33 protein-coding genes are annotated in these 25,368 nt (G+C 23.2%); 8 read left to right on the forward strand and 25 right to left on the reverse strand.

Annotated features, from left to right (window positions below; translation table 4 throughout):
- Positions 1 to 6 precede the first annotated feature (6 nt).
- From metG to AAHM89_RS12560, 5 genes are all read right to left on the reverse strand, one after another.
- The gene (metG, locus tag AAHM89_RS12540) at positions 7 to 1,590 is read right to left on the reverse strand and encodes a methionine--tRNA ligase (protein ID WP_338987870.1); all 1,584 of its coding nucleotides are present in this window, start codon (positions 1,588 to 1,590) and stop codon (positions 7 to 9) included.
- 100 nt (positions 1,591 to 1,690) lie between these two features.
- Entirely contained in the window at positions 1,691 to 2,011 is a 321-nt protein-coding gene (locus AAHM89_RS12545) for a hypothetical protein (RefSeq protein ID WP_342266526.1), read from the reverse strand.
- Positions 2,012 to 2,131: 120 nt separating this feature from the next.
- Positions 2,132 to 2,446 (reverse strand): hypothetical protein, encoded by a 315-nt coding sequence (locus AAHM89_RS12550; RefSeq protein WP_342266527.1) that lies wholly within the window; start codon positions 2,444 to 2,446, stop codon positions 2,132 to 2,134.
- Between the two features lie 137 nt (positions 2,447 to 2,583).
- Positions 2,584 to 3,885: an adenylosuccinate lyase gene (gene purB, locus AAHM89_RS12555; RefSeq protein ID WP_342266528.1), complete on the reverse strand. Its 1,302-nt coding sequence runs from the start codon at positions 3,883 to 3,885 to the stop codon at positions 2,584 to 2,586.
- Between the two features lie 2 nt (positions 3,886 to 3,887).
- Positions 3,888 to 5,450: an adenylosuccinate synthase gene (locus AAHM89_RS12560; protein WP_342266529.1), complete on the reverse strand. Its 1,563-nt coding sequence runs from the start codon at positions 5,448 to 5,450 to the stop codon at positions 3,888 to 3,890.
- Positions 5,451 to 5,570: 120 nt separating this feature from the next.
- Here AAHM89_RS12560 and AAHM89_RS12565 point away from each other — a divergent pair, with 120 nt between their 5' ends.
- Positions 5,571 to 5,828, forward strand: a complete 258-nt coding sequence (locus tag AAHM89_RS12565; protein ID WP_252320612.1) for a hypothetical protein — start codon at positions 5,571 to 5,573, stop codon at positions 5,826 to 5,828.
- 19 nt (positions 5,829 to 5,847) lie between these two features.
- Here the strand turns inward: AAHM89_RS12565 and pth are convergent, their stop codons facing one another.
- The 3 genes from pth to rsmA all read right to left on the reverse strand — a co-directional run bounded on the left by pth (position 5,848) and on the right by rsmA (position 8,549).
- Entirely contained in the window at positions 5,848 to 6,411 is a 564-nt protein-coding gene (gene pth / locus AAHM89_RS12570) for an aminoacyl-tRNA hydrolase (RefSeq protein WP_342266530.1), read from the reverse strand.
- 21 nt (positions 6,412 to 6,432) lie between these two features.
- Positions 6,433 to 7,440 (reverse strand): ribose-phosphate pyrophosphokinase, encoded by a 1,008-nt coding sequence (locus AAHM89_RS12575; RefSeq protein WP_342266531.1) that lies wholly within the window; start codon positions 7,438 to 7,440, stop codon positions 6,433 to 6,435.
- Between the two features lie 263 nt (positions 7,441 to 7,703).
- Positions 7,704 to 8,549 carry a 16S rRNA (adenine(1518)-N(6)/adenine(1519)-N(6))-dimethyltransferase RsmA gene (rsmA, locus tag AAHM89_RS12580; protein ID WP_342266532.1) on the reverse strand — a complete coding sequence of 282 codons (846 nt, stop codon included), beginning with the start codon at positions 8,547 to 8,549 and terminating at the stop codon, positions 7,704 to 7,706.
- A 174-nt stretch (positions 8,550 to 8,723) separates the two neighbouring features.
- Between rsmA and AAHM89_RS12585 the strand changes: the two genes are divergently transcribed.
- From AAHM89_RS12585 to AAHM89_RS12595, 3 genes are all read left to right on the forward strand, one after another.
- Entirely contained in the window at positions 8,724 to 9,863 is a 1,140-nt protein-coding gene (locus AAHM89_RS12585) for a rod shape-determining protein (protein ID WP_338958423.1), read from the forward strand.
- Between the two features lie 30 nt (positions 9,864 to 9,893).
- On the forward strand, positions 9,894 to 11,132 hold the full coding sequence (locus AAHM89_RS12590; RefSeq protein ID WP_342266533.1) for a rod shape-determining protein: 1,239 nt from the start codon (positions 9,894 to 9,896) through the stop codon (positions 11,130 to 11,132).
- A gap of 491 nt (positions 11,133 to 11,623) precedes the next feature.
- The gene (locus AAHM89_RS12595; protein WP_342266534.1) at positions 11,624 to 12,016 is read left to right on the forward strand and encodes a hypothetical protein; all 393 of its coding nucleotides are present in this window, start codon (positions 11,624 to 11,626) and stop codon (positions 12,014 to 12,016) included.
- Here AAHM89_RS12595 and AAHM89_RS12600 read toward each other — a convergent pair.
- Complete coding sequence (locus tag AAHM89_RS12600) at positions 12,013 to 12,990, reverse strand: IS3 family transposase (RefSeq protein ID WP_342265776.1); 978 nt, start codon at positions 12,988 to 12,990, stop codon at positions 12,013 to 12,015. The two genes, AAHM89_RS12595 and AAHM89_RS12600, sit on opposite strands and share 4 nt — an antisense overlap.
- A 111-nt stretch (positions 12,991 to 13,101) precedes the next feature.
- Here AAHM89_RS12600 and AAHM89_RS12605 point away from each other — a divergent pair, with 111 nt between their 5' ends.
- Entirely contained in the window at positions 13,102 to 13,329 is a 228-nt protein-coding gene (locus tag AAHM89_RS12605) for a hypothetical protein (RefSeq protein WP_342266535.1), read from the forward strand.
- Between the two features lie 234 nt (positions 13,330 to 13,563).
- Here the strand turns inward: AAHM89_RS12605 and AAHM89_RS12610 are convergent, their stop codons facing one another.
- The gene (locus AAHM89_RS12610; protein WP_342266264.1) at positions 13,564 to 14,694 is read right to left on the reverse strand and encodes an Mbov_0401 family ICE element transposase-like protein; all 1,131 of its coding nucleotides are present in this window, start codon (positions 14,692 to 14,694) and stop codon (positions 13,564 to 13,566) included.
- Between the two features lie 287 nt (positions 14,695 to 14,981).
- Here AAHM89_RS12610 and AAHM89_RS12615 point away from each other — a divergent pair, with 287 nt between their 5' ends.
- A complete protein-coding gene (locus AAHM89_RS12615; RefSeq protein WP_342266536.1) occupies positions 14,982 to 15,881 on the forward strand; it encodes an NUDIX hydrolase in 900 nt (299 codons plus the stop codon).
- A gap of 171 nt (positions 15,882 to 16,052) precedes the next feature.
- Positions 16,053 to 16,235, forward strand: a complete 183-nt coding sequence (locus tag AAHM89_RS12620) for a hypothetical protein (protein WP_342266262.1) — start codon at positions 16,053 to 16,055, stop codon at positions 16,233 to 16,235.
- Here the strand turns inward: AAHM89_RS12620 and AAHM89_RS12625 are convergent, their stop codons facing one another.
- From AAHM89_RS12625 to AAHM89_RS12680, 12 genes are all read right to left on the reverse strand, one after another.
- Positions 16,236 to 18,272, reverse strand: coding sequence for a hypothetical protein (locus AAHM89_RS12625; protein WP_342266537.1), 2,037 nt, complete (start codon positions 18,270 to 18,272; stop codon positions 16,236 to 16,238).
- A complete protein-coding gene (locus AAHM89_RS12630) occupies positions 18,223 to 18,858 on the reverse strand; it encodes a hypothetical protein (protein WP_342266538.1) in 636 nt (211 codons plus the stop codon). The genes AAHM89_RS12625 and AAHM89_RS12630 overlap by 50 nt, the downstream gene beginning before the upstream one ends.
- Before the next feature lie 35 nt (positions 18,859 to 18,893).
- A complete protein-coding gene (locus AAHM89_RS12635; RefSeq protein ID WP_281748210.1) occupies positions 18,894 to 19,079 on the reverse strand; it encodes a hypothetical protein in 186 nt (61 codons plus the stop codon).
- Between the two features lies 1 nt (position 19,080).
- A complete protein-coding gene (locus AAHM89_RS12640) occupies positions 19,081 to 19,269 on the reverse strand; it encodes a hypothetical protein (RefSeq protein WP_174481134.1) in 189 nt (62 codons plus the stop codon).
- A 34-nt stretch (positions 19,270 to 19,303) separates the two neighbouring features.
- Positions 19,304 to 19,462 (reverse strand): hypothetical protein, encoded by a 159-nt coding sequence (locus AAHM89_RS12645; protein WP_342266539.1) that lies wholly within the window; start codon positions 19,460 to 19,462, stop codon positions 19,304 to 19,306.
- Between the two features lie 16 nt (positions 19,463 to 19,478).
- Positions 19,479 to 20,303, reverse strand: coding sequence for a hypothetical protein (locus AAHM89_RS12650; RefSeq protein WP_342266540.1), 825 nt, complete (start codon positions 20,301 to 20,303; stop codon positions 19,479 to 19,481).
- An 11-nt stretch (positions 20,304 to 20,314) separates the two neighbouring features.
- Positions 20,315 to 20,551 carry a hypothetical protein gene (locus AAHM89_RS12655; RefSeq protein ID WP_174480108.1) on the reverse strand — a complete coding sequence of 79 codons (237 nt, stop codon included), beginning with the start codon at positions 20,549 to 20,551 and terminating at the stop codon, positions 20,315 to 20,317.
- Between the two features lie 164 nt (positions 20,552 to 20,715).
- Complete coding sequence (locus AAHM89_RS12660; protein WP_342265829.1) at positions 20,716 to 21,009, reverse strand: hypothetical protein; 294 nt, start codon at positions 21,007 to 21,009, stop codon at positions 20,716 to 20,718.
- Positions 21,010 to 21,011: 2 nt separating this feature from the next.
- Complete coding sequence (locus AAHM89_RS12665; RefSeq protein ID WP_342266541.1) at positions 21,012 to 21,476, reverse strand: hypothetical protein; 465 nt, start codon at positions 21,474 to 21,476, stop codon at positions 21,012 to 21,014.
- A 2-nt stretch (positions 21,477 to 21,478) separates the two neighbouring features.
- Positions 21,479 to 21,679 (reverse strand): hypothetical protein, encoded by a 201-nt coding sequence (locus tag AAHM89_RS12670; RefSeq protein WP_342265861.1) that lies wholly within the window; start codon positions 21,677 to 21,679, stop codon positions 21,479 to 21,481.
- A complete protein-coding gene (locus tag AAHM89_RS12675) occupies positions 21,672 to 21,950 on the reverse strand; it encodes a hypothetical protein (RefSeq protein ID WP_342266542.1) in 279 nt (92 codons plus the stop codon). Before AAHM89_RS12675 ends, AAHM89_RS12670 begins: the two co-directional genes overlap by 8 nt.
- Before the next feature lie 169 nt (positions 21,951 to 22,119).
- A complete protein-coding gene (locus AAHM89_RS12680; protein ID WP_342265863.1) occupies positions 22,120 to 22,371 on the reverse strand; it encodes a hypothetical protein in 252 nt (83 codons plus the stop codon).
- Positions 22,372 to 23,218: 847 nt separating this feature from the next.
- On the opposite strand from AAHM89_RS12680, the gene AAHM89_RS12685 reads away from it, so the two are divergent.
- Positions 23,219 to 23,572, forward strand: a complete 354-nt coding sequence (locus AAHM89_RS12685; RefSeq protein WP_342266543.1) for a hypothetical protein — start codon at positions 23,219 to 23,221, stop codon at positions 23,570 to 23,572.
- Positions 23,573 to 23,590: 18 nt separating this feature from the next.
- Here the strand turns inward: AAHM89_RS12685 and AAHM89_RS12690 are convergent, their stop codons facing one another.
- From AAHM89_RS12690 to AAHM89_RS12700, 3 genes are all read right to left on the reverse strand, one after another.
- A complete protein-coding gene (locus AAHM89_RS12690; protein WP_338958431.1) occupies positions 23,591 to 23,719 on the reverse strand; it encodes a hypothetical protein in 129 nt (42 codons plus the stop codon).
- 142 nt (positions 23,720 to 23,861) lie between these two features.
- Positions 23,862 to 24,182, reverse strand: a complete 321-nt coding sequence (locus AAHM89_RS12695; RefSeq protein WP_338958434.1) for a hypothetical protein — start codon at positions 24,180 to 24,182, stop codon at positions 23,862 to 23,864.
- 519 nt (positions 24,183 to 24,701) lie between these two features.
- A complete protein-coding gene (locus tag AAHM89_RS12700) occupies positions 24,702 to 25,301 on the reverse strand; it encodes a hypothetical protein (protein ID WP_342266544.1) in 600 nt (199 codons plus the stop codon).
- Positions 25,302 to 25,368 lie beyond the last annotated feature (67 nt).

Genomic DNA, 25,368 nt, shown 5'->3' on the forward strand with positions numbered 1-25,368 from the left:
TATATTTTATTTAAATGCATTGTTTAAAAATGATAATTCATCTTCAATATTTAATCTTGGAAATAATAATTCTTTTTTATTAACAGATTTATTAAAAACTTCATTCAAGTTAATATTGACTATTGGTTTAGTAATTTTTAAGACACCCAATTGTTCATGAATTTTTAATGAACTATTAACCAAAATTGGACTTAATAAAGCACTACTAATAATTAAAATATTTGCTAATAAATTTAAAATATTATGTAATTCAATAGTTTTATTATTTTTATGTAAATCTCATGGTTTTGTTAAATCAATTAATTTATTACCACTAGTTATTAATTTAAAAACGACATTAATTGCTTCATGAATTTGATACTCATCCATTTCAATATTAAAATCATTAATAGTACTTTTAATAATTTTAATTATTTCTATTGCTTCTGGTTGTAACTTATTTAAATTAACTTTGGGAATTTTACCATCACAATATTTAATGATCATTGTAACTGTTCGCGAAAGCAAATTACCTAAATCATTAACAAGATAAGAGTTATAACAATTTAAAAATAATTCATGACTATATTTTGCATCATGACCAATAATAATTTCTTTCATTAAAAAAAACCGTAATCCATCTGCACCATAACGATTTACTAATACTAAAGGATCAATAACATTACCTTTTGATTTTGACATTTTTCCTTCTTCATTAGTAATTCAACCGTGGGCCAAAATTCGATTTGGTTGTCTCAAGTTTAATGCCATTAATAAAATTGGCCAATAAATCATATGAAAACGACTAATTTCTTTACCAACTAAATTCACAATTTCACAATTTGAATCTAGTCAAAATTTTTTAAAATTAATGTCATCATCTTGTAAATAACCTAATCCTGTTAAATAATTACTTAATGCATCAATTCAAACATAAATAACATGTTTTGGATCTTCTAATACTGGTACCCCTCAAGTAAAACTCGTTCTAGTAACACTTAAATTTTCTAAACCTGGCGTAATAAAATTATTAATCATTTCCGTTTTACGATTAAGTGGTCATAAAAATAATGGATGTTCATCATAATATTTTAATAATTGTTTAGTATATTTTTCCAATTTTAAAAAATATGATGGTTCTGATAAAGTAGTAATATTACCTTGACATATTTTACATGTATTATTAGTTTTATTAATTTGGCTATCTGTCAAAAATTCTTCACAAGAAATACAATATGATCCTTCATATTTTCCCAAATAAATATCATTTTGTTTTAATAATTTGCTAAATATTTTCTGAACACTTAAAATATGATTTTTATTAGTTGTTCTAATAAATTTATCATAATCAATATTTAAGTTTTTTCATAAATTCTTAAACCCAACAACAATATCATCAACAAATTTTTGTGGAGTTTGTTTATTTTCATCCGCCTTTTTAGCAATTTTTTGACCATGTTCATCACTTCCAGTTAAAAAGAATACTTCATAACCTTGCATTTTCTTATAGCGAGCTAAAACATCAGCAATAATTGTTGTATAAGCATGTCCCAAGTGTAATTTAGCACTAGGATAATAAATAGGGGTAGTAATATAAAATTTTTTTGTCATTATTTGCTCCTAAATTTAATAATTATAATTTTACATTAAAATAGTATTATTTATTGTAATACTTATTTAAATTAATAATATTTTATTAATTTTTATTTTTTTATAAAATGGAACATTTTTGTTGATATTGATTTTCATTAAAACCATTATCAGAGTTAACAGCATCTATATCAACGTTTAAGTAAAACTGATAATCACTATTTACGTGTGAAATAACACTAATTTTTTCATTATCATAATTATTTACTGGTAAATACTGATTACCGTTACTCATTAATGGTTGATTTTGTAATTTTCTTGAACTTGCAAAATCATATCAATGTCTCAAAAGATCATTTTTTTCTCATTGTCTTCTTTTTTCTTTTTCTATTTTTTCTAAAATATTATTAAGTTTTAAAATTTTTAATCCAACCTTTTTCAATTCTTCTTTTTGATTACTTATATTAACTTTTTCACATACTATTTTGTTAATTCGTTTTTTTCAAAATTATAATAACCAAAAGTTAAAAACTTAACTAATTTATTCTTAAATTTAAAAATTTTACTTGTTTTTTTGTTTTTCGAAAATTTCTAACTTTTTAATACTATTTATATTATAAGAAAGAAATATAGATTGTTTTTTAATATTTGACTGCAATGTTTTTTCACATTTATATTTCTTATTATTAATATAATATAATATTATTTTTATTTTATTAATTTTCTTTTTTAATAAATTAATATCTATTTCTCCATTATCTTTTAAGTATCGATCATCTAAAACATCATAAAAGTGTTCTTCACTATCATAGTTTGTAATAAAATTAAAATCTTGATCTATAAAAGGAAAACTATTATCTATTTTGTATTTCTTCATAATTTTCACTCCTTAAACTTATATAATCTAGTGACTAATTACAATATTTTCTTAATCTTTTATATTTATTGATTATTAGATAAAATAAAAAAACAAAAATTAATAAATTAAATGCTAATTAAATTTAATATTAAACATTATTTATCTTTAAAAACTTTTTTAAAAATATAATCAACATTTATTAAAAAAATATTATTATTACAACATTCATTTAACTGTTCACTAGTTAAATATTGATTAATATTATTCTTTATTAATACATCTTTAAAATTAATCATTTTATTTTGTGCTTCTAAAGTGCATTTTTGAATAAAATCATAAGCAATTTCACGTGTTATTTTTGGATTATTTTTAATAATAGCCAATAAAACTACTTGTGAAAAATAAAGTTCATTAGCTTTAGCAATATTATTTGCCATGGCACTAGTATTAATTACTAAATTATCTAAAATATTTGTCATTCTATTAATAATAAAATCTAATATATGATAAATATCAGGCAACATAATGCGTTCATTAGAACTATGAGAGATATCACGTTCATACCATAATAAATTATTCTCATATACTATACTATTATAACTTCGAACTAATCTTGCTAAACCACAAATATTTTCAGAACCAATTGGATTTTTTTTATGTGGCATTGAACTTGAACCTTTTTGTGAAATAGAAAATCCCTCTAAAAGTTCATTAACTTCGCTACGTTGACTCAAACGAATTTCTAAAGCTATTTTTTCAATTGTTGTAGCAATTGAACTTAATTGTGTAATTAAAAAAATCAAACGATCACGTTGTACTACCTGCGTAGCACAACTGTCAACTTCTATTTTTCATTTTTTGGCAATAAATTCACTAACTTTTGGCGAAATATGAACAAAATTACCCATAGCACCCGTAATTTTAATAACTTCAACTTGTTTTCTTGCCAACTCCAACCTTACTAACTGTCTATTTATTTCATCGTATCATAAAGCAAATTTTAATCCTAATGAAGTTGGTTCACCAAAAATACCATGACTGCGACCAATTACTAATTGATTTTTATATTTAAACGCTAACTCTTTTAATTTAAATTGTAAAGTAATTAAAGCTTTTTCAATAATTTCATTTGAAAATTTTATTTGTAGATTTTGGACACTATCAACCATATCAGTTGAAGTTAAACCATAATGAATTCAGCGACTTTCAGTTTTTAAGTTAGCACTTAACATTCTAGTAAACGCAACTACATCATGTTTAGTTTCTAATTCTAATTTATTCATTAATTCAATATCTAACTTAGCATTTTTTTTAATTAATTGAAAATCTTTAAAAGGAATTATATTTAAATGTTGTAATGATTCACAAACATCAATTTGAAAATTCATTCATAAGTTTAAACGATTTTTCATATTTCAAATATTAGTCATTGCTTTTGTTTCGTAACGTTCAATCATTTTTACTCCTTAATAAATATAGTTTGTTTACGATCTGGACCAACAGAAAATATTCTAATTGGAACACCCACCAACTCACTAATTTTTTTTAAATAATTTTTAGCATTTTCTGGTAATTGATCATAACTAGTAATATTAGTAATATCTTCATTTCAGCCAGGCATAGTAATAAAATGTGGTTGACATTTATTAAAGTTATTAATTTGAGAAGGTATGTATCTAATTATTTCGCCATTTAAAGTATAATGCGTACAAATGCTTAATGTTTCAATACCAGTAAGCACGTCTAACAACATAATAGCTAAACTAGTAAATCCATTAATTTGTGCACTATACTTAGCAATAACTGCATCAAATCATCCAATTCTTCTTGGTCTTTTTGAAACTGTGCCATATTCATTACCAGTCATACGAATATAATCTGCTAATTTACCAAAAACTTCACTAGGAAACGCACCAGCACCAACTCTTGTACTGTATGCTTTAGTTACACCAATAATTTCATTAATTGCTTTTAAAGAAATACCTGAACCAATAGCAATTGAACTAGCACTTGGATTAGAAGATGTTACAAAAGGATATGTACCATGATCTAAATCTAATAAAGTACCTTGTGCTCCTTCAAATAATATCTTTTTATTTCTAACTAATTGTTCATTTAAAAATTGACCAGTATCAATAATTAAATCTTTAAAGTATGGTAATAATTCTAATAAACGATTATATATTGTTTGCGCATTAAATTCTTTTTCATATCCATAAACATTTTTTAATATTTTATTTTTAATTAACAAATTATCAGTAATCAATTCTAATAGTCGTTCCTTATCTAATAAATCGCCCATTCGAATTCCAATCCGATTAACTTTATCAGCATAACAAGGTCCAATTCCTTTTTTAGTAGTGCCAATAGCTTTATCACCCTTAATTTTTTCTTCATATTCATCAAATGCTAAATGATAAGGTAAAATAATATGAGCACGATCAGAAATTCGTAAATTTTGACAACTAAAACCAGCAGCTTTTAAATATTCAATTTCAGAAACTAATTTTTCTGGATTAACAACACAACCATTAGCAATAACACAATATGAATCTTTATTAAAGATACCAGAAGGAATAATACTTAATTTATATTTTTGATGATCAAAAACAATTGTATGTCCGGCATTATCACCACCACTTCAACGGACAATAACATCAGAATTTTGACTATAATAGTCAGTTATTTTGCCTTTTCCTTCATCACCTCATTGACAACCAATAATAGCAGTAGTTTTAAATGGTTTTGGTTGATCAATTTTTGATATTAAAATATTTTTAGTATTGACAATTTTATTAGTAATTTTTTGATTTTCTTCTTTTATTATATGTTTTGACTTTTCAAAATCTACTTTCATCTTATTAATGATTGGCTTAAGAGTGTCAGTTTTTATTGATTGCGTTTTTACTTTAGTTACTTTTTTTACATCTTTAACTTTTGGTTTAATAGTTTTATTAAGTTGTTCAACTTTAGTTTTTGCCTTTTCTATTGTTGGTTTGATTATATTTTTTTTTGCTTTCATATTGTCTCCTTTATACTCAAAAAAAAGTATTTATAAATTTATAAATTAATTATATAATTATTTAATAATGATTATCAAAATATTGTTATTAAAAATAAACTAGTAAAGGAAACTTAAAAAATGAAATGAAATTTTGATAATGACAGTTTTCAAAATGATAATAATGATGATTTTGACAAACTTTGTCCTATTTGTAAGCAGAAATTACTAGAAGCAAAACTTGAAAAAATAAATGAAATAAATCAATATCAGCAAACACAAAATGATATTTTATTAATTGAAGAAATAAAAAAAGAATTAGAAAAAATTAAAAAAGAAAAAGAAACACAACTTTATGTTTACTTATGTAGAAAACATAAAAATGAAAATATTCTTTAATATTTTTATAATATATTAATTATTTTTTATTATATTTATTCATAATATTTTCAAATTTACTATCAGTAATTCAACTACTAATGCTTTCTACAAAAAATTGTTTATGATCGTTTATATTCTTTAACTCATCATTACTAAACTTACTCAAAACTCAATCAGCCGTGTTAAAATTAGGATTTTTACCAACACCAATTCTTAATCTTTGAAAATCTTTACTACCAATTTGATTAAAAATACTTTTAATTCCATTATGACCAGCAGCACTAAATTTTTGTTTGTATTGAAATTGACCAAAATTTAAATCAACTTCATCGTGAATAATTAACACATTTTCAATTTTAATTTTAAAATAATTCATAAAATTTGAAACACAAAAACCTGATAAGTTCATAAAAGTTAATGGTTTTAAAAAAATAACATCAGTGCCATTAACAACAGTTTTAACATATTGACCATTAAATTTAGTTTGATTAATTTTTAATTGTAATGTTTCACAAATCATATCAATAATAATAAAACCAATATTATGACGTGTTAATTCATACTCTTTACCTGGGTTTCCTAATCCAATAACTAATTTCATCTACTTTAAATTTCCTCTTTATTATTTTTTACTATTTTTATTATTAATTTTTTTTATTAATTCATTTGTTTTATCATCATAAACTTTTGTTAATGATTTATTATTAATTGAAGCATCAATCATTTTTGCAATAAAATCAGCAATTGAAATAATTTTTAAGCCATTAAATTTTTTTTCTTCAGAAATTTCAATAGTATTAGTAATAACAACTTCCTTAATAATTCCATCAATAACAGCTTGTTTCAAATTTTTTGAAGCTTGCCCACTAAAAATACCATGAGTAACTAAAATATAAACTGATTTTGCACCATGTTCTTTAATAGCTTTTGCTGCATTAATAATAGTACCACCTGTATCAATCATATCATCAATAATAATAGCATTCTTTTCTTTAACATCTCCTAATACAAACTTAACTTGACTTTGATTAGGAGTTGTTCTTCTTTTATCAATAATTGCCAAAGGTACACTTAAATAATTACCTAATCTTCGAGCACGAGTAACACCACCATGATCTGGAGATACAACAACTAAATTAGTTAAATTTTCTTCAATTAAATAAGATGCTAAATCTTGAGTTGCTCGTAAATCATCAACAGGAACATCAAAAAACCCTTGTTCTTGTGGTGAATGTAAATCAACAGTAATAACACGATCAACACCCGCAACAGTTAATAAATTTGCAACAAGTTTACAAGTAATAGGTTGTCTACCACCTTGTTTTCGATCTTGACGAGCATAACCAAAATAAGGAATTACTACATGAATTTTAGCAGCAGATGCACGAACTAAAGCATCAACAAAAATTAATAATTCCATTAAATTATCATTAGTTGGCGGCGAAGTTGATTGGATAATATATACCACTTTCCCTCGTACTGATGTTATAGATTGAATGTTAAATTCACCATCAGCAAAACGACTAATTTCTGCTTTTCCAGGTTCAATATTAAGTTTTTTACAAACTTCTTGTGTAAATTTTTGACTAGCACTTAAACCAAAAACTACAATGTTTTCTACATTATTCATTAAATCCTCCTTTACATGTTTCTAAAAAAATATAATTATAATTTCATTATACAATGTTTATTACAATTTAAGTATATTAAATTTAAAGACTATTAATTAAAAATAATTAATAAAAAGTTATATCTTTTGCAAGAAAAAATAAAATCATTATAATAGTTAACGGATAATAAATATTTAAAAATATGTTTATTAATAAACAAGGATTATTGCTGAGGTGTTTTATATACTTATTTTCCACATTCTAATATCATTAATTTTAATAATTATTCTGAAAGGTATTTATTATTAATAATAGTAAATAACTGATAAAACATTGAAAATGTTAATTCTTCAGATCTTATTGTTAATGATCAAGATAAGTCGTTAATTAAATTAACGGCTTTTTCTTTGCTATTTAAATAAATACCCAAATTGTTAACTAATGTTTTTCTCTTATTAACAAAGCAACTTCTTACAAATTTTCAAAATAATTGTGGTTCATCAAGTTGAAATTTAGGATTTACTTTAAAATAAACAACACTACTTGTGACATTAGGTATCGGAGTAAAATTATTAGGACTAACATCAAAAATAATTTTAACATCACAATAAAATTGACACATAACAGAAAGATTATTATATACTTTAGTTTTAGGTTTAGCACAAAATCTTTGTGCAACTTCTTTTTGCATCATTAATGTAAATGAATCAAATAATTCAATATTTTCTAATAATTTTAAAACAATTTGTGAAGTAATATAATAAGGCAAATTTGCAATTACATGAATTTTTTGATTTATTGCAAATTCTTCATTAATGATTTTTTTTAAATCTAAATTTAAAAAGTCATCATTTATAATTTTTAAATTTTTGTATTCATTTAACTCTTTTTCTAAAACAGAAATTAATTTTTTGTCAATTTCAATTGTCACAACTTTTTGCGCAGTGCTGAGTAATTTATTGGTTAAATGACCAATGCCCGCTCCAATTTCAACAATGCCATCTTCATCTTTAAAATTACTAGTTTTAACAATTTTATCAATTATATTATTATTAATTAAAAAGTTTTGTCCAAACTTTTTAACTGCATGTAAGTCGTATTTTTTCAATATTTTTTTTGGATTTTCCATTATTATTCTCCAATTCACATTTTTAGTTAATTATATACTGGTAATAATTAAACAAATAGTTAGCCAACTAATCATATATGCTAAATTTACTACTAGCAAATCTACATGTGGTAATATTAACATATATCAACTTAATAAATATTAATTTGAGTGGGAAAAGGAGATGATTTTTATATGGCAACAAAAATAGAGGTTGCTAATGACGGACACAATAACCAAGACGTTAATATTGTTTCTCTAGATTTAGGAACAAGAAATTTAATTGTCAGAGTTAATGGAAGGGTTGTTTATAGTCAACCATCAGCAATTGTATTTGATACAGAAAACGGAGAAGTATTCATTGGTGAAGCCGCTTTATTAATGAAAGAAAAAACTCCAGCGAATAAAATTTTCAGAGAACCAATGGCTAATGGTGTTATTAGTGACAATAATGCTTTGATTGCTTTATTAACTGAAATTTTTACACAAATTATTGATGTGAAAGCTGAAAAAATTTGAGAAAATTCAGTAGCGCTTGTAGCTATTCCATCTAAGGTTTATAAATTAGATAGAACTGTTTTACGTGAAATTCTACAAGGAAAAAAAGTAGCTAAAATTCCAATTTATAGCGATAAATTTCCCAAGAGATATAATGAAAGTAATGAAAGCGTAATGAAAGCTGAAAAAGTTGTTATTGTTCCTGAAGTAAAATTGGCAGCTATTGGTGCTGGGGAAGCACTTTGAGATGCTTCAGGAGTATTTATTCTTGATATTGGTGGTGGAACTTCTGATTGTGCCATTTTATCAAGTGGAGAAGTTATTGTTCAAGATTCAATTCCAATTGCTGGAAATGCTATTGAACGTAATATTAAAGAACATTTTGAGAAAATGCACTATATATCTCTTAGCTCAATGGAGGCTGAAAAAACAAAAATTAGTGCTGGTATTTGAATAGATGGTGAAAAAGATAGTGAAAATAAAATTACTATCCATGGAAAAAGTACTAAAACTAAAAAACCTGAACAAATTACAGTTCCTAAGCAAGAAGTAGCTAGAGTAGTTACCGAAGCCTTTGAACCAATTGTTGCACTATGTAGTGACATTATCGATAAAGCTGGACCTGCCTTTTCAGAAATGATTATGAAAGACGGTTTAACTATCACTGGTGGGGGTGCTTTGCTTGAAAATATTACAACTTATCTAAAAAAACGACTAAATTTAGAACATGTGGTATCTGCTAATAATCCAAGAGAGTGTGTAATTAGAGGAACTCAAGCCTATGAAACTCATAAACAAGATGTATATGAAAAAGGATTCATTAGACCAAGTAATTAAAATTCCAGGTGTGTAGAAGGAGGAAAAAAAATGGGATTATTTGATAAAAAACCCAAAGAAAACTTAAATAAAAAAAGTAATATTAAGTCTATTAATGACTACCAATGATTAGCTTTAGATGTCGGAACAGAAAACTTTAAAGCAAGGTATGTTAACATTGGACTTACATATGATGCTCCAACTTATCTTGCTGAAGACTATGAAAAAAATGTTATTTTTTATGGTGAAGAAGCTAAAGCTTTAATTGATAAAACAAATGAAAATGTTGTTATTAAACGTCCAGTTCGTGATGGTAATATTGCTGATCCAGATGCTTTACAACGTATCCTTGCTAAAATTTTTCAAGATTTTAGACTTGAAATTAAAGATTCAAAACAAGCTGATAAAAACCGTAATTTAATTGTTTTAATGGCAACACCAAGTGAAATTAATTCAGTACAAAGAGAAGCACTAGAAAATATAGTTCATCGTTTAGGAGCACTTCGTGGTTTTGTACAAGAAGAAGTTAAAATGGCAGCATTAGGTTCAGGCCAAGATATTTTTGGAACTGCAATTATGTGTGTTGATATTGGTGGGGGAAGTACTGATATTGCCGTACTTAGCAACGATTCAATCCTATATTCATATACAACACATTGTGCTGGAGACTATTTAACACAAAAAATTCAAGAATACATAGCTAAAAAGCATGCTTTAAAAATTGGTACTAAAGAAGCAGAAGATGTTAAAAAGAACATCGGTTCACTTCTTAAATATCAAGATGAAAAACCATACACTATTTCAGGTGTTTCATTACCTAGATTAGACTCTCAACCAGGAGAAACAATGTCAATTTCTAAAACTATTGAAATTACACCAGAAGAAATTCGTGAAAATGTAATGCAAGTTCAATTTAGAGAACATGTTATTCCAACAATTCGTAGAGTACTAAGAACTTCTGGGGAAAAAGCTGCTGGTAGTGTTAGTGACTTAAAGAAAAAAGGTAAGGGAATCACAATTTGTGGTGGTGGAGCTTACATTAAAAAAATTGATGAATTTATTAAAGAAGAATTGGCTAAGGAATATTTCATCGAAGTTAAAGCTGAAAAAGGTACAAAACCAATTCGTCAAAAATATGAGGGAGATATTTTTGAAGTACGTGTTGCTCAAAATCCTTTAGATAATGTTATTGATGGTTGTGTAAAATATCGTGATACAATTTACAAACAATTAATAGCTGAACAAAATCCTAACCGCGAAATTCTAACAAAAGACGAAGATTTAGGATAAAAAATAAGTTTAAATAAAATGCACTTTTAAAATTTATAGAAGTGCATTTTTTACCTATATAAATAATAAATTACTATATAAAATAAAAAATTAATAATCACGCTTAAAATACATCATTAACTATTTCAAAAAAAATATCATAAAAATCATATAAAATTATTAATACATCTTAAAAGATTTAAAGATTATAAGAGTATTAAACTAAGATATGAAAAGATTACTAACTATTTTAGGGACACTAATTTTAATTAAGAACAAGTTTAACTATTATGGCATGTAGTGAAACCAAACAATAAATACAATCCTTGCCAATACAAGTATCAAAATGAAATGAAAATAATGGTAATGATTTAGTTATCAGTTTCAAAAAAAGCAAACAAAAATATGAAATGCCTAGAAGGTACCAATTAATATTTTTTTTCTTTCTGTAATTATTAATTTAAATAAGGAATTTGAAATTATTAATAATAATTTTTTTAAAAGGAGATTTTATGAAAAAATATCGTAAATTTTTTATAATTTTCATAGTTTTATTGGTTACTGGTTTACTTGCTTGAATTATTGTTTGAAGTTGCCAAACTAATTATAATCGTGATTATTATCTTAGTTTATTACGTTATCGTTGATCATCAGAAATGACTAGTTTTATTAAAGAGAATGAACGAAAAATTAAAAACCCAGCTAGTCAAATGGCAAATAATGAATTTAATAGTTTTTATGATACTGCTAGTAAACCATTATCTTTTCTTGATTTTAATCAATTAGCACATGATTTAACTAATACACGACTAGGAACTCAAAACAATAATGTTGATTGAGAAAAATTAGGTGGTTGGCGGTGGTTGGCCCTTAATTACTGGACCATTTTTGATATAAAATTCTAAATTTTAATTTGTAAAATTGGTGGTTTTAGAAATTTAGAATGTATTCTTTCATAATTATAAAACATAACATATTGATTTACATCATTTATAGCTTCATTGATGGATAAATATTGATTTGATCCTTTAGGTAGTCATTCTTGAGATAAATGAGAAAATCAGTTTTCAGATAATACATTACCACCAATATCATAAGGTTGTTTTTTGCTTAAAATTATTTGTTTATCCTCTGCTCATTTTGTGATATCCTGACAATAAAATTCGTTGGCGTTATCTGAATGTAAAATAACATTTTTTACTTGATTTCAAGAAAATTGTTTGTTGATTTTTTCAAGAGCAGGAAGAATTAAATCCTGATATGATTTATTAGGAGCAATATTATAACTAACAACATTATTTGAATAAAAATCAATAATTACAAAAAGATATAATCATCCTTCTTTAGTATTTATTTGTTTAGTGTCCATTGATCAAATTTGATTTGAAGAGGTTGTACTTTTATAATCTTTGTTTACTTTATCCATTGTAGGTATTCACTTATTTGGATTTTTTTTGTTTTTAGGATAGTTATTTTTAGTTTGTTTTAATCCTTGAATATTGTGTTCTTTCATAATTTTTCGCATTTGTTTTATTGATAATTCTATATTTAAAATGATATTTTTTTCTTGTTTTAATCACTCTTTAAAAGCTGAAAAAATTCTTAAATATCCATAAATTCTGCCTTTTCTTGTAGAATGAAATTCGATTAAAAGTTGGCATATTTTTTGATATTTATGATTGCATTTAATAATATGATTTTCTTCTTTTTTAATAGGTTTTTGTTTATTTTTTAAAAAGTAATATGTTGATCTGTTTAATTGAAGATATTGACATAGGTTTCTAATTGAATATTGATTTTTACAATCATCAATAATTTTAATTTTTTCTTTGATATTTAATTTGTTAATTACTAATGCTATTTGTTTAATTTTATCCATTAATAAAAATCCTTTCAGGTTAAAATTAGTGTTAATTATATAACACAATTGTTTTTAGAATACATTCAGGTTTTTTAAATTAATGGTCTAGTAAAAAGGGCTAAGTGGCAAGTGGCTATTAAAGAAATTATCGCAAACTATCAAGCGGGTTGATGGGCAACTAGTAACATAATTAGTGTTAGTACTCATGAATATGGTCAAGCTTTCGATAATTTTTTATCATTAACGGATGCTGAACGTAGTACGTTTAATAACAATTGAAATTGACCTAAAAATAATAAAATCGAAAATTGTTTACTTAATAAAAATATTTGGGAGATTGTCAAAAATCCGGAATAAATTAATTCATATAGTCTTATTATTATGTTAGACAAGAAATAATTTGGATTTTTATGAAATTGTATTTAAATAATATAATTTTTTTAACTTAAATGCAACTAAAATACTTATTTTTAAAAATTACTAAAAAATTAAAAAATAAATTTAATATTTATACACAACAAAAATTCTTATTAAAGCGTATTTAATAAGTTTTATTCTATTTTGATTTTTAAAAAAAAGTTAAATTTTAATTTATAATAATTGTATCTCTGTATTTATCTTATTACATTTAAAAATAACCATTTTAATATAAATTGAAATATTATAAGTTCTATTACCAAGCATTTCTTTTAAAACATGTCAAATATTAGTTTCAGTAAAGCAACCAATATTTCATTTCTTACCTTGATTTTCAATACCTTGTTTATTATTTTTAAAATATTTTTTCTTTAATTTTTTATGATTTTCTAATTCTTTATATAAATAATCAATTAATTGTTCATATTGACCATTATTAATTAAATTTTTACAGTAATTATATTCTTTTAAATATTTTCCTTTATTTCCCGCCATTATACCAAGATATAATGTTCTAATTAAATGGAATTTATCTAAAACAAACTGTGCACCTAAATAATTAGCAACTTCTTTAATTCATCCTGCACTATCACCACAAATAATAATTTTTGCTTGCTCAATATTTTCATAAAATTTTTGACAATGTTCTTTAACAAATTCAGAAGTTTTTTTAACTCCAATTGCTGTTTTTGTTGGTCTAATAATTGCTTTTACTCTTTTATTTTGTACTTTGTGATTAATATTATCTGTATATGTTACTATTAATCGCATAGAATGTTTTGTACCTTTACGTTTAAAATTTCAAAATTTTCGGTGGCCATCATCAATTGCTACAAAAATAGGTTGATTTTTTTCTAATTTTACTTTTACTGGATTTGCTTCAATTACTTCTAAATTTTTAAAAACTCTATGAATAGAACTAAGACTAATATTTGCTTTTTTTATAATATCTCAAATATCTCTGTATCTTTTTCCATCAGCAAAATATTCAATAATAGTTTGTTCAATATCTTCACCTATTCTTTTATATTTTGGCAGTTCTAGTATTTCATCAACTAAACAAATACGAACTCATTTTTGCAATTTTTCATCAAAGTATTCATAAATTCTTCTTTTATAAGTTACTAATCCATACATTATTTTTCTTGTTCGATATTGATAATCAACAATTTTATATTTCTTTTTATCTCTTGTATTTTTTATTCTTCAATCTATTTTTTCTCATTTATTTGTTATATGTTTTAAAACTAATTTATCAATTTTTGCATTTTGTTCTCTAAAATTTCATTTATAATTAAAATTCAAATTTACTTCTCCTAACTATTTTAAAAAAATCAAAATTTATTGTAAATAATTTAAAATATTAATTTACTTGTTTATTATATACATATATAAGTGTAATTTAAAATTCAATAAAAAAACCACTTTCATATTTAAAATATAATAAACAATTTCAATATAATTAATAGTATAGGTCTCACAAAATAAACACCTTTTATTTAGGCGTTATTTTGCATTTAAAAGCATACTTGTAAAAATAATCAAAAATAGTACAATTAAAACGTAAAATCAAGGAAAAAAGGAGTAATTTAATGAATCCAGAATATTTAAAAATTATTAAAGTTGAGTTTATGCATGGTGTAGAAGAACCTTGATGCAATAACCAAGGAGTTGCTATTTTACCTCATGTTATTAAAAACAATGAATATTATTATTTACTAGTTAAAGAAAATAATCCATTATTTAAAGATAAAGAAATTAGTGAATATGGTACTATCACTGGAGGTCTTGAAAATCTTGACCCTTATCAAACAGTAATTAATGAAATGTTAGAAGAAACTGGAATTGATGTTAAAAATGATAAATCAAAAATTTATTATTTAGGTAAACATTATGCAAATAAATCAAGTACAAAAATATTCTATTTTTTTTCTATAGATTTAACAATGTTGAATTTGGATTTAACAAAAACATACAAAGGTAATGGTGATGGAACAGAAGCAGAAAAAGACATCATTGCAAAATTTATAAGTTATGAAAAAATTTGCAAATCTAATGATTCTTTATGTTTAGCAATTTTAGGTAAATGAACTTCTAGAAAAAAAACAATAAAAGAAAAAGCAAAACAACTATTTAATTTTAAAAATGACATATTATCTCATAAGTTTTTAACTGGAATTCATATTAATGAAATTGACGAAGAAAACCCAGAATTAATAAAGGATTTTTTACCTATAGAAAATCGACAAGATTTTTTGAAACTTGAAGAAGATTTAGACAATAGTATATTTGATAAACTGCAAAGATTAAGTGATGAAATGTTAATTTCACATTCATCAAATTTACATGAAGATTTGAAATTACAAGCTCATAAATTTTACCATAAAAATAAAAATATTTTTCAAGAATCTGAAGAAATAAATAAATTAGGTGATGAATATTATTCAGTTCCAGAAATTTATGAAATAAATTCAACTGCACCTCATTTATAAAAAAGGAGTAATTTATTATGAAAACATGAATAAAAACAAATTTAAGTAAAATAACATTAGCATTAGCACTAACTGGTGCTACAACCGGAACAATAGGTTTAATCATGGGGGGTGCTTACCCATAATCTTAGTGGACTTAAATATTTTTTAGCATCAAATAAGGAACTTATAATGGGAGTTCAAAAAATATGAATGTCTGATATTCATAATATATCAGTTGATATTAAAAGTGAATTTAAAATTTATTTTGCTGATACTCCTAAAAAAACCAAATTTTATAATGATGGAGATTCTGTTGAAAGAATAGATATACCATGAGTTAAAGATTATTATCCTGATGGATATTTTTGATAATTAAATTTCTATATTTATATAAGAAATATTCTCATTATATTTATCAAATAAATTAATATTAGTTAAATTTACTTCTTGTTTATCTACTACTAAAATCAAATCATAATTACCAGCACCAAAAATACCACTAATTTCAATCCGATTTAAGTTATTAATCGGATTTTCAATTTGTAATTCGAATTCAATATCATTATCAATTTGTGAAATTTCTTTATAAAATTCTAATTTTGAAAATAATTGAGATTTATTTGAACCATATAAATTTAAAGCATTTTCAATTTTGTTTTTTTCAATAATTACTCTTGTAAAATATTTTCCATATTCACCGTTAGCTAATGTTCAATCAGCAGGAATTAATGACGGAATATTATTACTTTCTAATTCATTGGTAATTGATAATCAATTAAATTGATTGTCATCTAACTTGAATAATTCATTTTGACTAATATCATTATTTTTTAATTTAATGTTATTAATATCAGTAAAATCAAAATATGGAGATTTTAATATTACCTTTACATCTTTAAATTGCCAAATATCATTTTTATTAGGTTTTATTGGACTTGATTTTAATTCAAAATAGTAAGGTAATAAAATCTTATTATCATCATTTAATCCTTTATTTATTGATAAAGATGAATAAATATATTTTGACAACATAATAAATAATTGTTTAAATATTTTAACTTGTAATAAATCAATATAATTTGGATAATCTAATTCTCATTGCTTAAATAAATTAGTAATAACTTCATCAGGTTTTTGTCCCGAAAATGTATCACGTAATTCTGCTATTTTATTTGTTGGTTTACCCGTATGTTCATCATAAGTTGCTCCTTCAAAATTTCTATTATAGTTATATGTATAACTTAACATATTTAATAATAGTTGTTGTAAACTATCATTAGTTGGTGCATCTTTTATTTCTAATTCAACATCTAAAAATTTATCATTTGTAGCAATACTTGTATATTCTTTTCCAATTGGACCACTCTGAATTTTTCATACTTCTTTATCTTTAAGTTCTTTCTTTTCTTTTAATGGTCATTCTCCAAAAGAATAGGAACTTAAAAAATATCCTAATCAAGCATGTGTAACTCTTGCGTTTTTAATTATTTCTTTTCTTGTTTCTTTACCCCCACCAATAGCAATTAAATCTAAAACTGATTTTTCTTGTCCTATAAATTGTTTTGCTAAATTTCAAGGTAATATTTGTTCACTAAATCATTGTTGTAATATTCTAACTTTTGGTTGAGTTTCAATAGGCATTGATAATAGTGGAAATGCTATCTTATCTTTAACAAATAACTTTGGGTATACTTCCATATTATCAACTTCACCAAGTACCTTTATATTGCCAAAAATCATGCTTCTAGGAGCTTTAATTTTTAAACCAATTACTTTTGTATCTTTGTCTAATGGTTTTTGTAATTTAATAATAATGGGATAACCATCTCTTGTTTTAAAATCTTTAATTTTAATAATAGTAATACTTTTAGTACTTCTTGTTTTTGGATTTTGATATGGTTGTGAATAATTATTAATAATATATAAATTATCAATATTATTTTCAGTTAATGGTTCATTAATAGAAACAGCATATAATTTAAATTGATTTAATAAATTTATTTCTTGAAATATTAAATTTTTAATATCAGTCATACTATATTCAATTGTATTATCATTAATATTAGTACTTGCTCTTTGATTTAATTGCATAGTAAAATCAGATGTTTCAACTGCAATAGTTTTTAATACTTTATCAATATCAATAAAACCTATTTTAATAGTATTTGCTGAAAATCTTAAACTATTATTTTCATTATTTTTAAATAAACGTTCAATTTCATAAATATATATAGTTCTTTTTTTAAATTCATCGTATGCTCTATTAATATCTGGGTCACTAGTAGCACTCATCATATTAGTAAAATCATAAGGAATATTATCAATTAAATAATCATTTTCTACTTCTGCTTGATTAAGTTTAGTTTGTTTCTGTGGAAACTTCGTTTGTGGTTTGTTGTTGTTTTCCATTGTTCTCTCCTATTAATTGGTTATTTTTGGGATTAAATAATTTTAATTTAACTGTTAAGTTATTAATTTCTTGTTCATCATTAATATTAAATGTTTTACTATTTAATAAATCTTTATCTAAACGTACTAATATTTGAATAAATTTAAGAATATCAATATTAAATTGCCATAATTTTTGTTCAATATAATTAATGGTTGAAATATTTACAGCTGTACTTTCGGGAACTGATTGTTGTGCAGATTTCTTTTGACTTGGTATATGAATACCACAACGTTTAAATATTTCATTAACATTTCAATCGTATATATCAGTTAAGTTTTTACCTTTAAAGTTGCTATTTGTCATATTGATATTTTCGTTTTGTTCATTATTATCTCCACCGCTTTTAAATATGTAATTTTTAGTAACTAATGTTCTTACTGCTTCTTCTAATGTTGATTGAACATTACCATAAGTTTGACTAAATATAAATTTAGGTGAATTTAAAATGGTATCTAAAACAATTTGTTCATAAATGACATCTAATGCTTTAATTTTATCCATTACTTTATTACAATCTGCTAGTTCATTTGCTTTATTTCTCATAATTGCTATTGGTATATATTAACATTCTCCTAATCTTATCCCAATAATCAATCTTTAACTAATTGTGGCATTTCACTTATTAATTTTTTATAATCATTAACTGCGTTTTCTAATGTATCAATATCAGAAAATTTAAAACAATTATCAATATGTAAATCAAAATCTCTATCAATACTGATATCTTGTTTTCTATATTTTTCATTAAATTCAATTTTTGTCATATTATTTTTCTCCTTTATTAATTTTTTCGTTTAATTTTGCTAATTTTTTTTGATGTTTTATAATTTTGTTATTTGCTCTAACATGTTTTGGAGTTGTGATAAATCTTTTTAATAAAACAATAATTTCTCTGCAAATTAATGTTCCAACACTTGTTCCAATAATTATTAATTCATGTAAAAATTCTTTCATTTCAATATTTTCCTTTCAATTATTTATTTTTTAATTATTCATCAAATTGACCACCATTAATTCTTTCAATCATCGATTTTGAATTACTTATAATAGTTACTAATAAAGAAATTTCTTTATTTAATTGTTCCATCCTTTCTTTATGTGTTTTTATTTCGTGATTATAATATTCAATTAATTTTTCTTTATTCATAAATTACTCACCTCCTTTATAAACTCATGTGATTATAATCTCAATTTAATGAAGCATTATCGTGATTTAATGCTACTTTGCTCATATTATCACTACCGTATTGACTAGTTGTTTCACTATTAATTGTGAATCTATTATCATTTACTAATCTTGCAGTTTCATCATTAAATGATGTTTCTTGCATTTCTTGAATATGATTTGTAGTTTCCATAGGTAGTAAATTATGGATTATTTCACTTGCACCAGCAATAATAGTAGGTACTGCATAAGCATTATTAAAATCATTATTTTTCCCCATAGCAACACCACTACTAATCAAACAACCACCAGTACCCATATTTGCTATTTTTCTTATTGCTTCAAATCTATTAGGTATTAACTCAGTTAATCCACTAATAAGATTTGAAATACCATAAGTATTTAATGAAATATAAGTATCTCAATCCATTAATGACTGATGTTCTTGTTTATTTAATAGTAATCATGGCGGACCTTCTGTTGTGGTTGTAGTAATTATTGGAATTGGTGTTGTTGGAATAATAGGATTAATATTATTTTTTGTTCATTTACTATAATTTGCTAAACCAATTGTTCCTAATCCTAATGCTATTTTTTTAGAACTATTAATTAATTTAGTTTTAGTATTTGGTCTTTGATTTAAATTTCAAATATCTAAACCTAATTTTTTACCAAATAATAAACTATTAATTGAACCTAATAATGGACTATCTATTACTTGACCATAATAAGCACTTGTACCTATCATTGCACAAATTGGACTTATACCAGTTCTAATTAATTTAGTTAAAGTATAATTTGATTGATTTTCTATATTTGGCATTTTAATCTCCTTTAATTTTCTAATTTTTTAATTGTTACTTTAATTCAACCTTGATAAACATCATTATCACCAACTATTAATGCAACATTACTTTCGGGATCAGAAACAATTATGTGTTTTGATTTAACATTTGGGTATTGTCTTAAAATAATTGCTCTAATATCATTACTTGTATGAATTGCTTTTGGAAATGGTGATAATATTTCAATTTCATCTTTATTTTCAAACAAAGTAGGTAATATTATCATTAATTATTCTCCTTATTTTTAATTTGATTAGAAATTTCACTTAATATTTTCAATATTTTATATTCATTTTTTAAATCTTTAATTATATAAATTAAAATTATTATTAGTGTTATAGATGTTATTAATATTGGTACTATCAATAAAATTTTTCATAATATCATTTTTTACTCTTTTCATTTTTTAAATCATTTAACATTGATTGAACAAAATGCACGATTTATATTCATATTTCAATTATTAAAGATTTCACCAGTTACTATAATTTCATCATTTTTGTTTAATAAAATACATCGTTTATAAAGTTTTGGGTTGTTAAAAATTAAAGTAACATAGTTTAAACCATTTCATTGACCTCGAACACTATAATATAATTCTTTATTACCTTTTTCGTAATATTTTGCTTCAATAGTGTTACTTAGTTTTACTGTTAATTTGACATAATTTGCTTTATCTTTCATTTTTATAATTTCCTTAAATAATTATCGAAAATTAATATTTTTTTATGATTTTTTAAATAATATTGAATATGCTTATAAGCATCTTGTTCATGTTTTGTTAATTTTATATTTCCTTTATAATTTGTTATTTTATTTTTATTTTTTGGGTGGTTTTCTAGATAATCTCAGTTGAAAACATCTTGTACTAATACCATTAATGCACCAATAATTTTAGGTGTTGCTAATGGATTAGTTAATAATTGTTTTGAACTTAAAAAGAAATTTTCTATAATAACTAATATTTTTTTATCAATAAATTTTTCTTTAATTAATTGCATTTTTTCTTTATACATATTTTTAGTTCATAAAACAGTTAATGTATTAAATGTTTCATTAAAAACAATATTATTAGTTTCACTTGAATATATAACCATTCCATTACTACCTATTCCTGCTGGGTCAATACCAATAATTAAGTCATATTGCATTATTAATCAAATTCACCATTATTGATTTTTTTAATTAATGAATAATATATGGCATCAACATTTGCACTTCTATATCCATCATTTTCAATTTTATTTTCTAAATATGTAATGAATTTTGCTTTATTAAAAGAATTATGGTATGGAGAATCACAAATTCCAGTAGTATTTTCAGTTAAACTTTTACATGTAATACATCTAGTCATTATCAAATTCACCATTTTTTATTTTTACTAATAAAATATTTAATTCATTAAATAATGATGAATCAGCACGATACAAATTTTTATCTAACATTATTTTTTCTAATTCTTTAATTAATTTTTCTTTATATTCATTAATTATTTCTTTTTTAAAATTTTCTTTTAATTTTTCTATATTATTTAAATGTTCTTCTGTTATTTCTTGATTACGTTTTTTATTATATTTATTAATAATTTCTTGGTCTTTATAAGAAAATATTTTTTGTTTATTCATATTTATATCTCCTACTTAATCTAACATTTAAAATACAGTCATAACAAATTGCTTTATTATTTTTGTCTCTTAAAAAGTTTTGTCTTGTTTTTATATCATTAGTATTAAAGAATAAATAATCTAATTTATGTTGTTTACAAGTTCAACAAAAATACTTTTTTTTGCATAATTAATCACTTCTACATCAATTACAAACATATCCATATGGGTTTGTATAATCTAAATGTTCAGCAATATCATAATCATCTTCAAATTTTCTAATATTATGTTGTTCTGATTCTAATTCTGTTTTAAAATAATAAAGCATTTGGATTTTGTCATCTTCATATAATTCATTACATTCAACACATCTTTTTCTTCTTTTTTTAATTTTTTTATCAATCTTTCTTAGTGCTTCATAATCAAGAATTTCTATTGCCATAATAATCCTTTCCTAATATGTTCTGTTGCTTCTAGCATAAAGAACATATATTTTGATTTTTAGATTATTAATACTATTCGTTTTATTCATTCCATGAAAACTGGGCTCAAAAATAAATTGTGAAATTTTAAAAAGAAATCGAGGCATTCGATTCAATATTTATTTAATTTGTGTTGAACAAATTAATATTTTAATTGAACCGGCACCGCTCATTTTTTTTTACAAGTTTGAAATTTATTTTCTCGCCCAAAAAAATTTTTTCAAAAAAATAAAAAATAAAACCAACACTTGCTCACTGGGGAGTGGCAAGGTTGGTTAAATAAAGAATAGAATTAATATAGTAGGTTCCCTAAGCAGGTCTATATATACTAGTTTCCAATCCGCTCCCACCCCAAGGATTACCATTAAATGGTTAGTATATTTTATTAGGTATCACTCCACTTTTTATTTATCCATGCAAGTCCACATGCTCTAGCTACTATTTTTAACAACTGTGTTGTAGTTCACTTTTTTAGTTCCCTAACACGTGTTGATAATAGCGTTAAAGAAGATTATTAATTATTAACTTTCTCCTACTTGGTCACTGCGTGTAGTAGATATTTAAAGGGTGCTAATAATAAAAATTTTAAAATTTTACAATTACAAAAAAAGACAAGATTATTTCTTGTCTTTTTCCTTGATAATAATTTTAATTTAACTTACAAAATGTATCTTTTATTTTTTTTAAAATACGTCGAATATTAAATTTAAGGGTTAAAGAGAGTAATTTTGTCTAATTTTCATTATTTTTCAAATAATTCATTTTTGGAAATAAGTTACTAATATGATAATAAATTATTTCGTAACTTTGACAACCGCCCAAAATATTTTTAAAATTAATAATGATTATTCATCTGTTTGAAGAGCACAAAATCGCGTGATGAGGCCGCCAATTTCTGATTGTAGTCAATTATTAATGGATTACTTAAATGATAAAGTTAATATTAGTAATAGCGATTATCAAAAAAGATTAGTATTCCCAATGATTATTGTGCAAAGTAATTATGGTCGTATATTTTGAAGCCAAGCGAAACCCTATAAAAAAGGTGAATTTTTTGCCGAAGCCTTTGCTGAATGATTATTAACGCCGCAATCTAGACGAGGGTGAAATTGAGAATTATTAAATGATTTTTTTATTAAAAAATTACCAACTTATTTATAAATTTTTCCATAAAATATTTTAATTAATAAACTTTTTTAATTCTTCTGTTTTTAAAATTCCTAGAATTTTATTAAAATTAATATTATTTATACTAGTTAATCTTAATAATCTTGTATTTTTAATAGTTTTTAATTTATCAAATATCATAGATTTCCTATCTTTTTTAATTTTAATATTTTAATCCAAGAAGTCTATTATATAGAGAAACATGAAGCAATATTAATAAAGGAAAATTATATAAAATAATAACCTAAAAATAAAATAATATTTATTTATTTTTTTTTACAAATTAATTATTATTAATAAGTTTTATTAATCTTTTTTGTCTAACAAAATAACCAATTAAAATTAAAACTCCAGGAATAACAAATGTTGTTAAACTAAATAAACCTGTTAAAAATAATCATTTTTCTTCAATAAAATAATTATTTAAACAAAGTAAAAAGGGAATCACTTGAAATAGTCCATAAATAATTATTAAAATAATAACTAGTGAAAAATAATTAAAAAATGTAAATATTCCATAAATAATACAGCTAATAAGTAATATTATTGACATAATCATTCCAATTATTAAACCTATTTTAATAAAATTATTATTATTTATCATTTTTTCATTACTCCTTTTTTTACTTTATATAAAATTTTAATATAAAATGTTATAATATTATTATACTACTTATGGGAGAAAGATAATCTAATGCAAAAAATAAATATTTTGTTTAAAAATCAGATTCAAAAGAAAATTAAAGTAAATAATTTATTAAAACATAAAAATCAAATTGTATATTTTTATAATGTAATTGTCTTTAAAACATATATATTAGTTTATTATTATTACTATAAATAAAAAATACAAACTTAAAATACTACCAATTGACTTTCCAATTGGATAATAATACTACTACTACTTTTTCATCTAAATTAATAATTTAACAAGTTAATATTATTAATTTTTTAAAAAATTCTTTAAAAGAATACTATAAAAATAGTAGACACTGCTTATAAAAAAAATAAATAATATAAAAACTTTTTTCTAACTAAAAGCAGATTGTAATTCAAAGTTTTACACTTCAAATTACAATCTGCTTTAATAATTTTATATTATAACTTTATTTTAAATATTTAATTAATAATCTATTGCAAATTTCAATCCATACCCTAAACTTCTAGTTAAATAGACATTAGAAAATGACATATCGAATGTTAATTTTGCAGGAAATAAAAATTGAATGTGTCAATCAAGATTATCAAAAAATAATGCAGTAGTTATACCTCTAACAACTTCAGCAGTTGCTAAAAAATCTTGATACGATTCTTTAAATGAAAAATTCATTCTATTATATGCTACTTCTTCATCTGTAATTTTTCCCTCATTAATTTTATTGATTTCTTTTCCCATTATTTTTAAAGGAACAGAAAATACATCATAATGATCTGAACCTCAGTCTATTTTATCTGAACCATTATTTAAAAATCATTCTAATATTCTAATAGATTTTGGTTTTTGAAAAGATTTTAAACCTGTAGAAACTACAAAATCTCAACTTTCATAAGTTGGATTTGATACTGATGAAGTTTTATAACTATGAACAATATCTTTTTTATTTTCACTAAATTCATAAGTTATTTCTTTAACTTCTTTTGGACTATTATTTATATTTAAAAAATTATTTGCATTTGTAAACGCTAAACCAATCGTTCCTAATAATGTTATTAAAGTTATCATATATATTTTCCTTTCATAAATTAAAATATTACATTTTTATTTTTATAAATATTCCATAATTTATTTT

The sequence above is a fragment of the Spiroplasma endosymbiont of Villa modesta genome (assembly GCF_964030925.1).
Lineage (GTDB): Bacteria > Bacillota_I > Bacilli_A > Mycoplasmatales > VBWQ01 > Spiroplasma_E.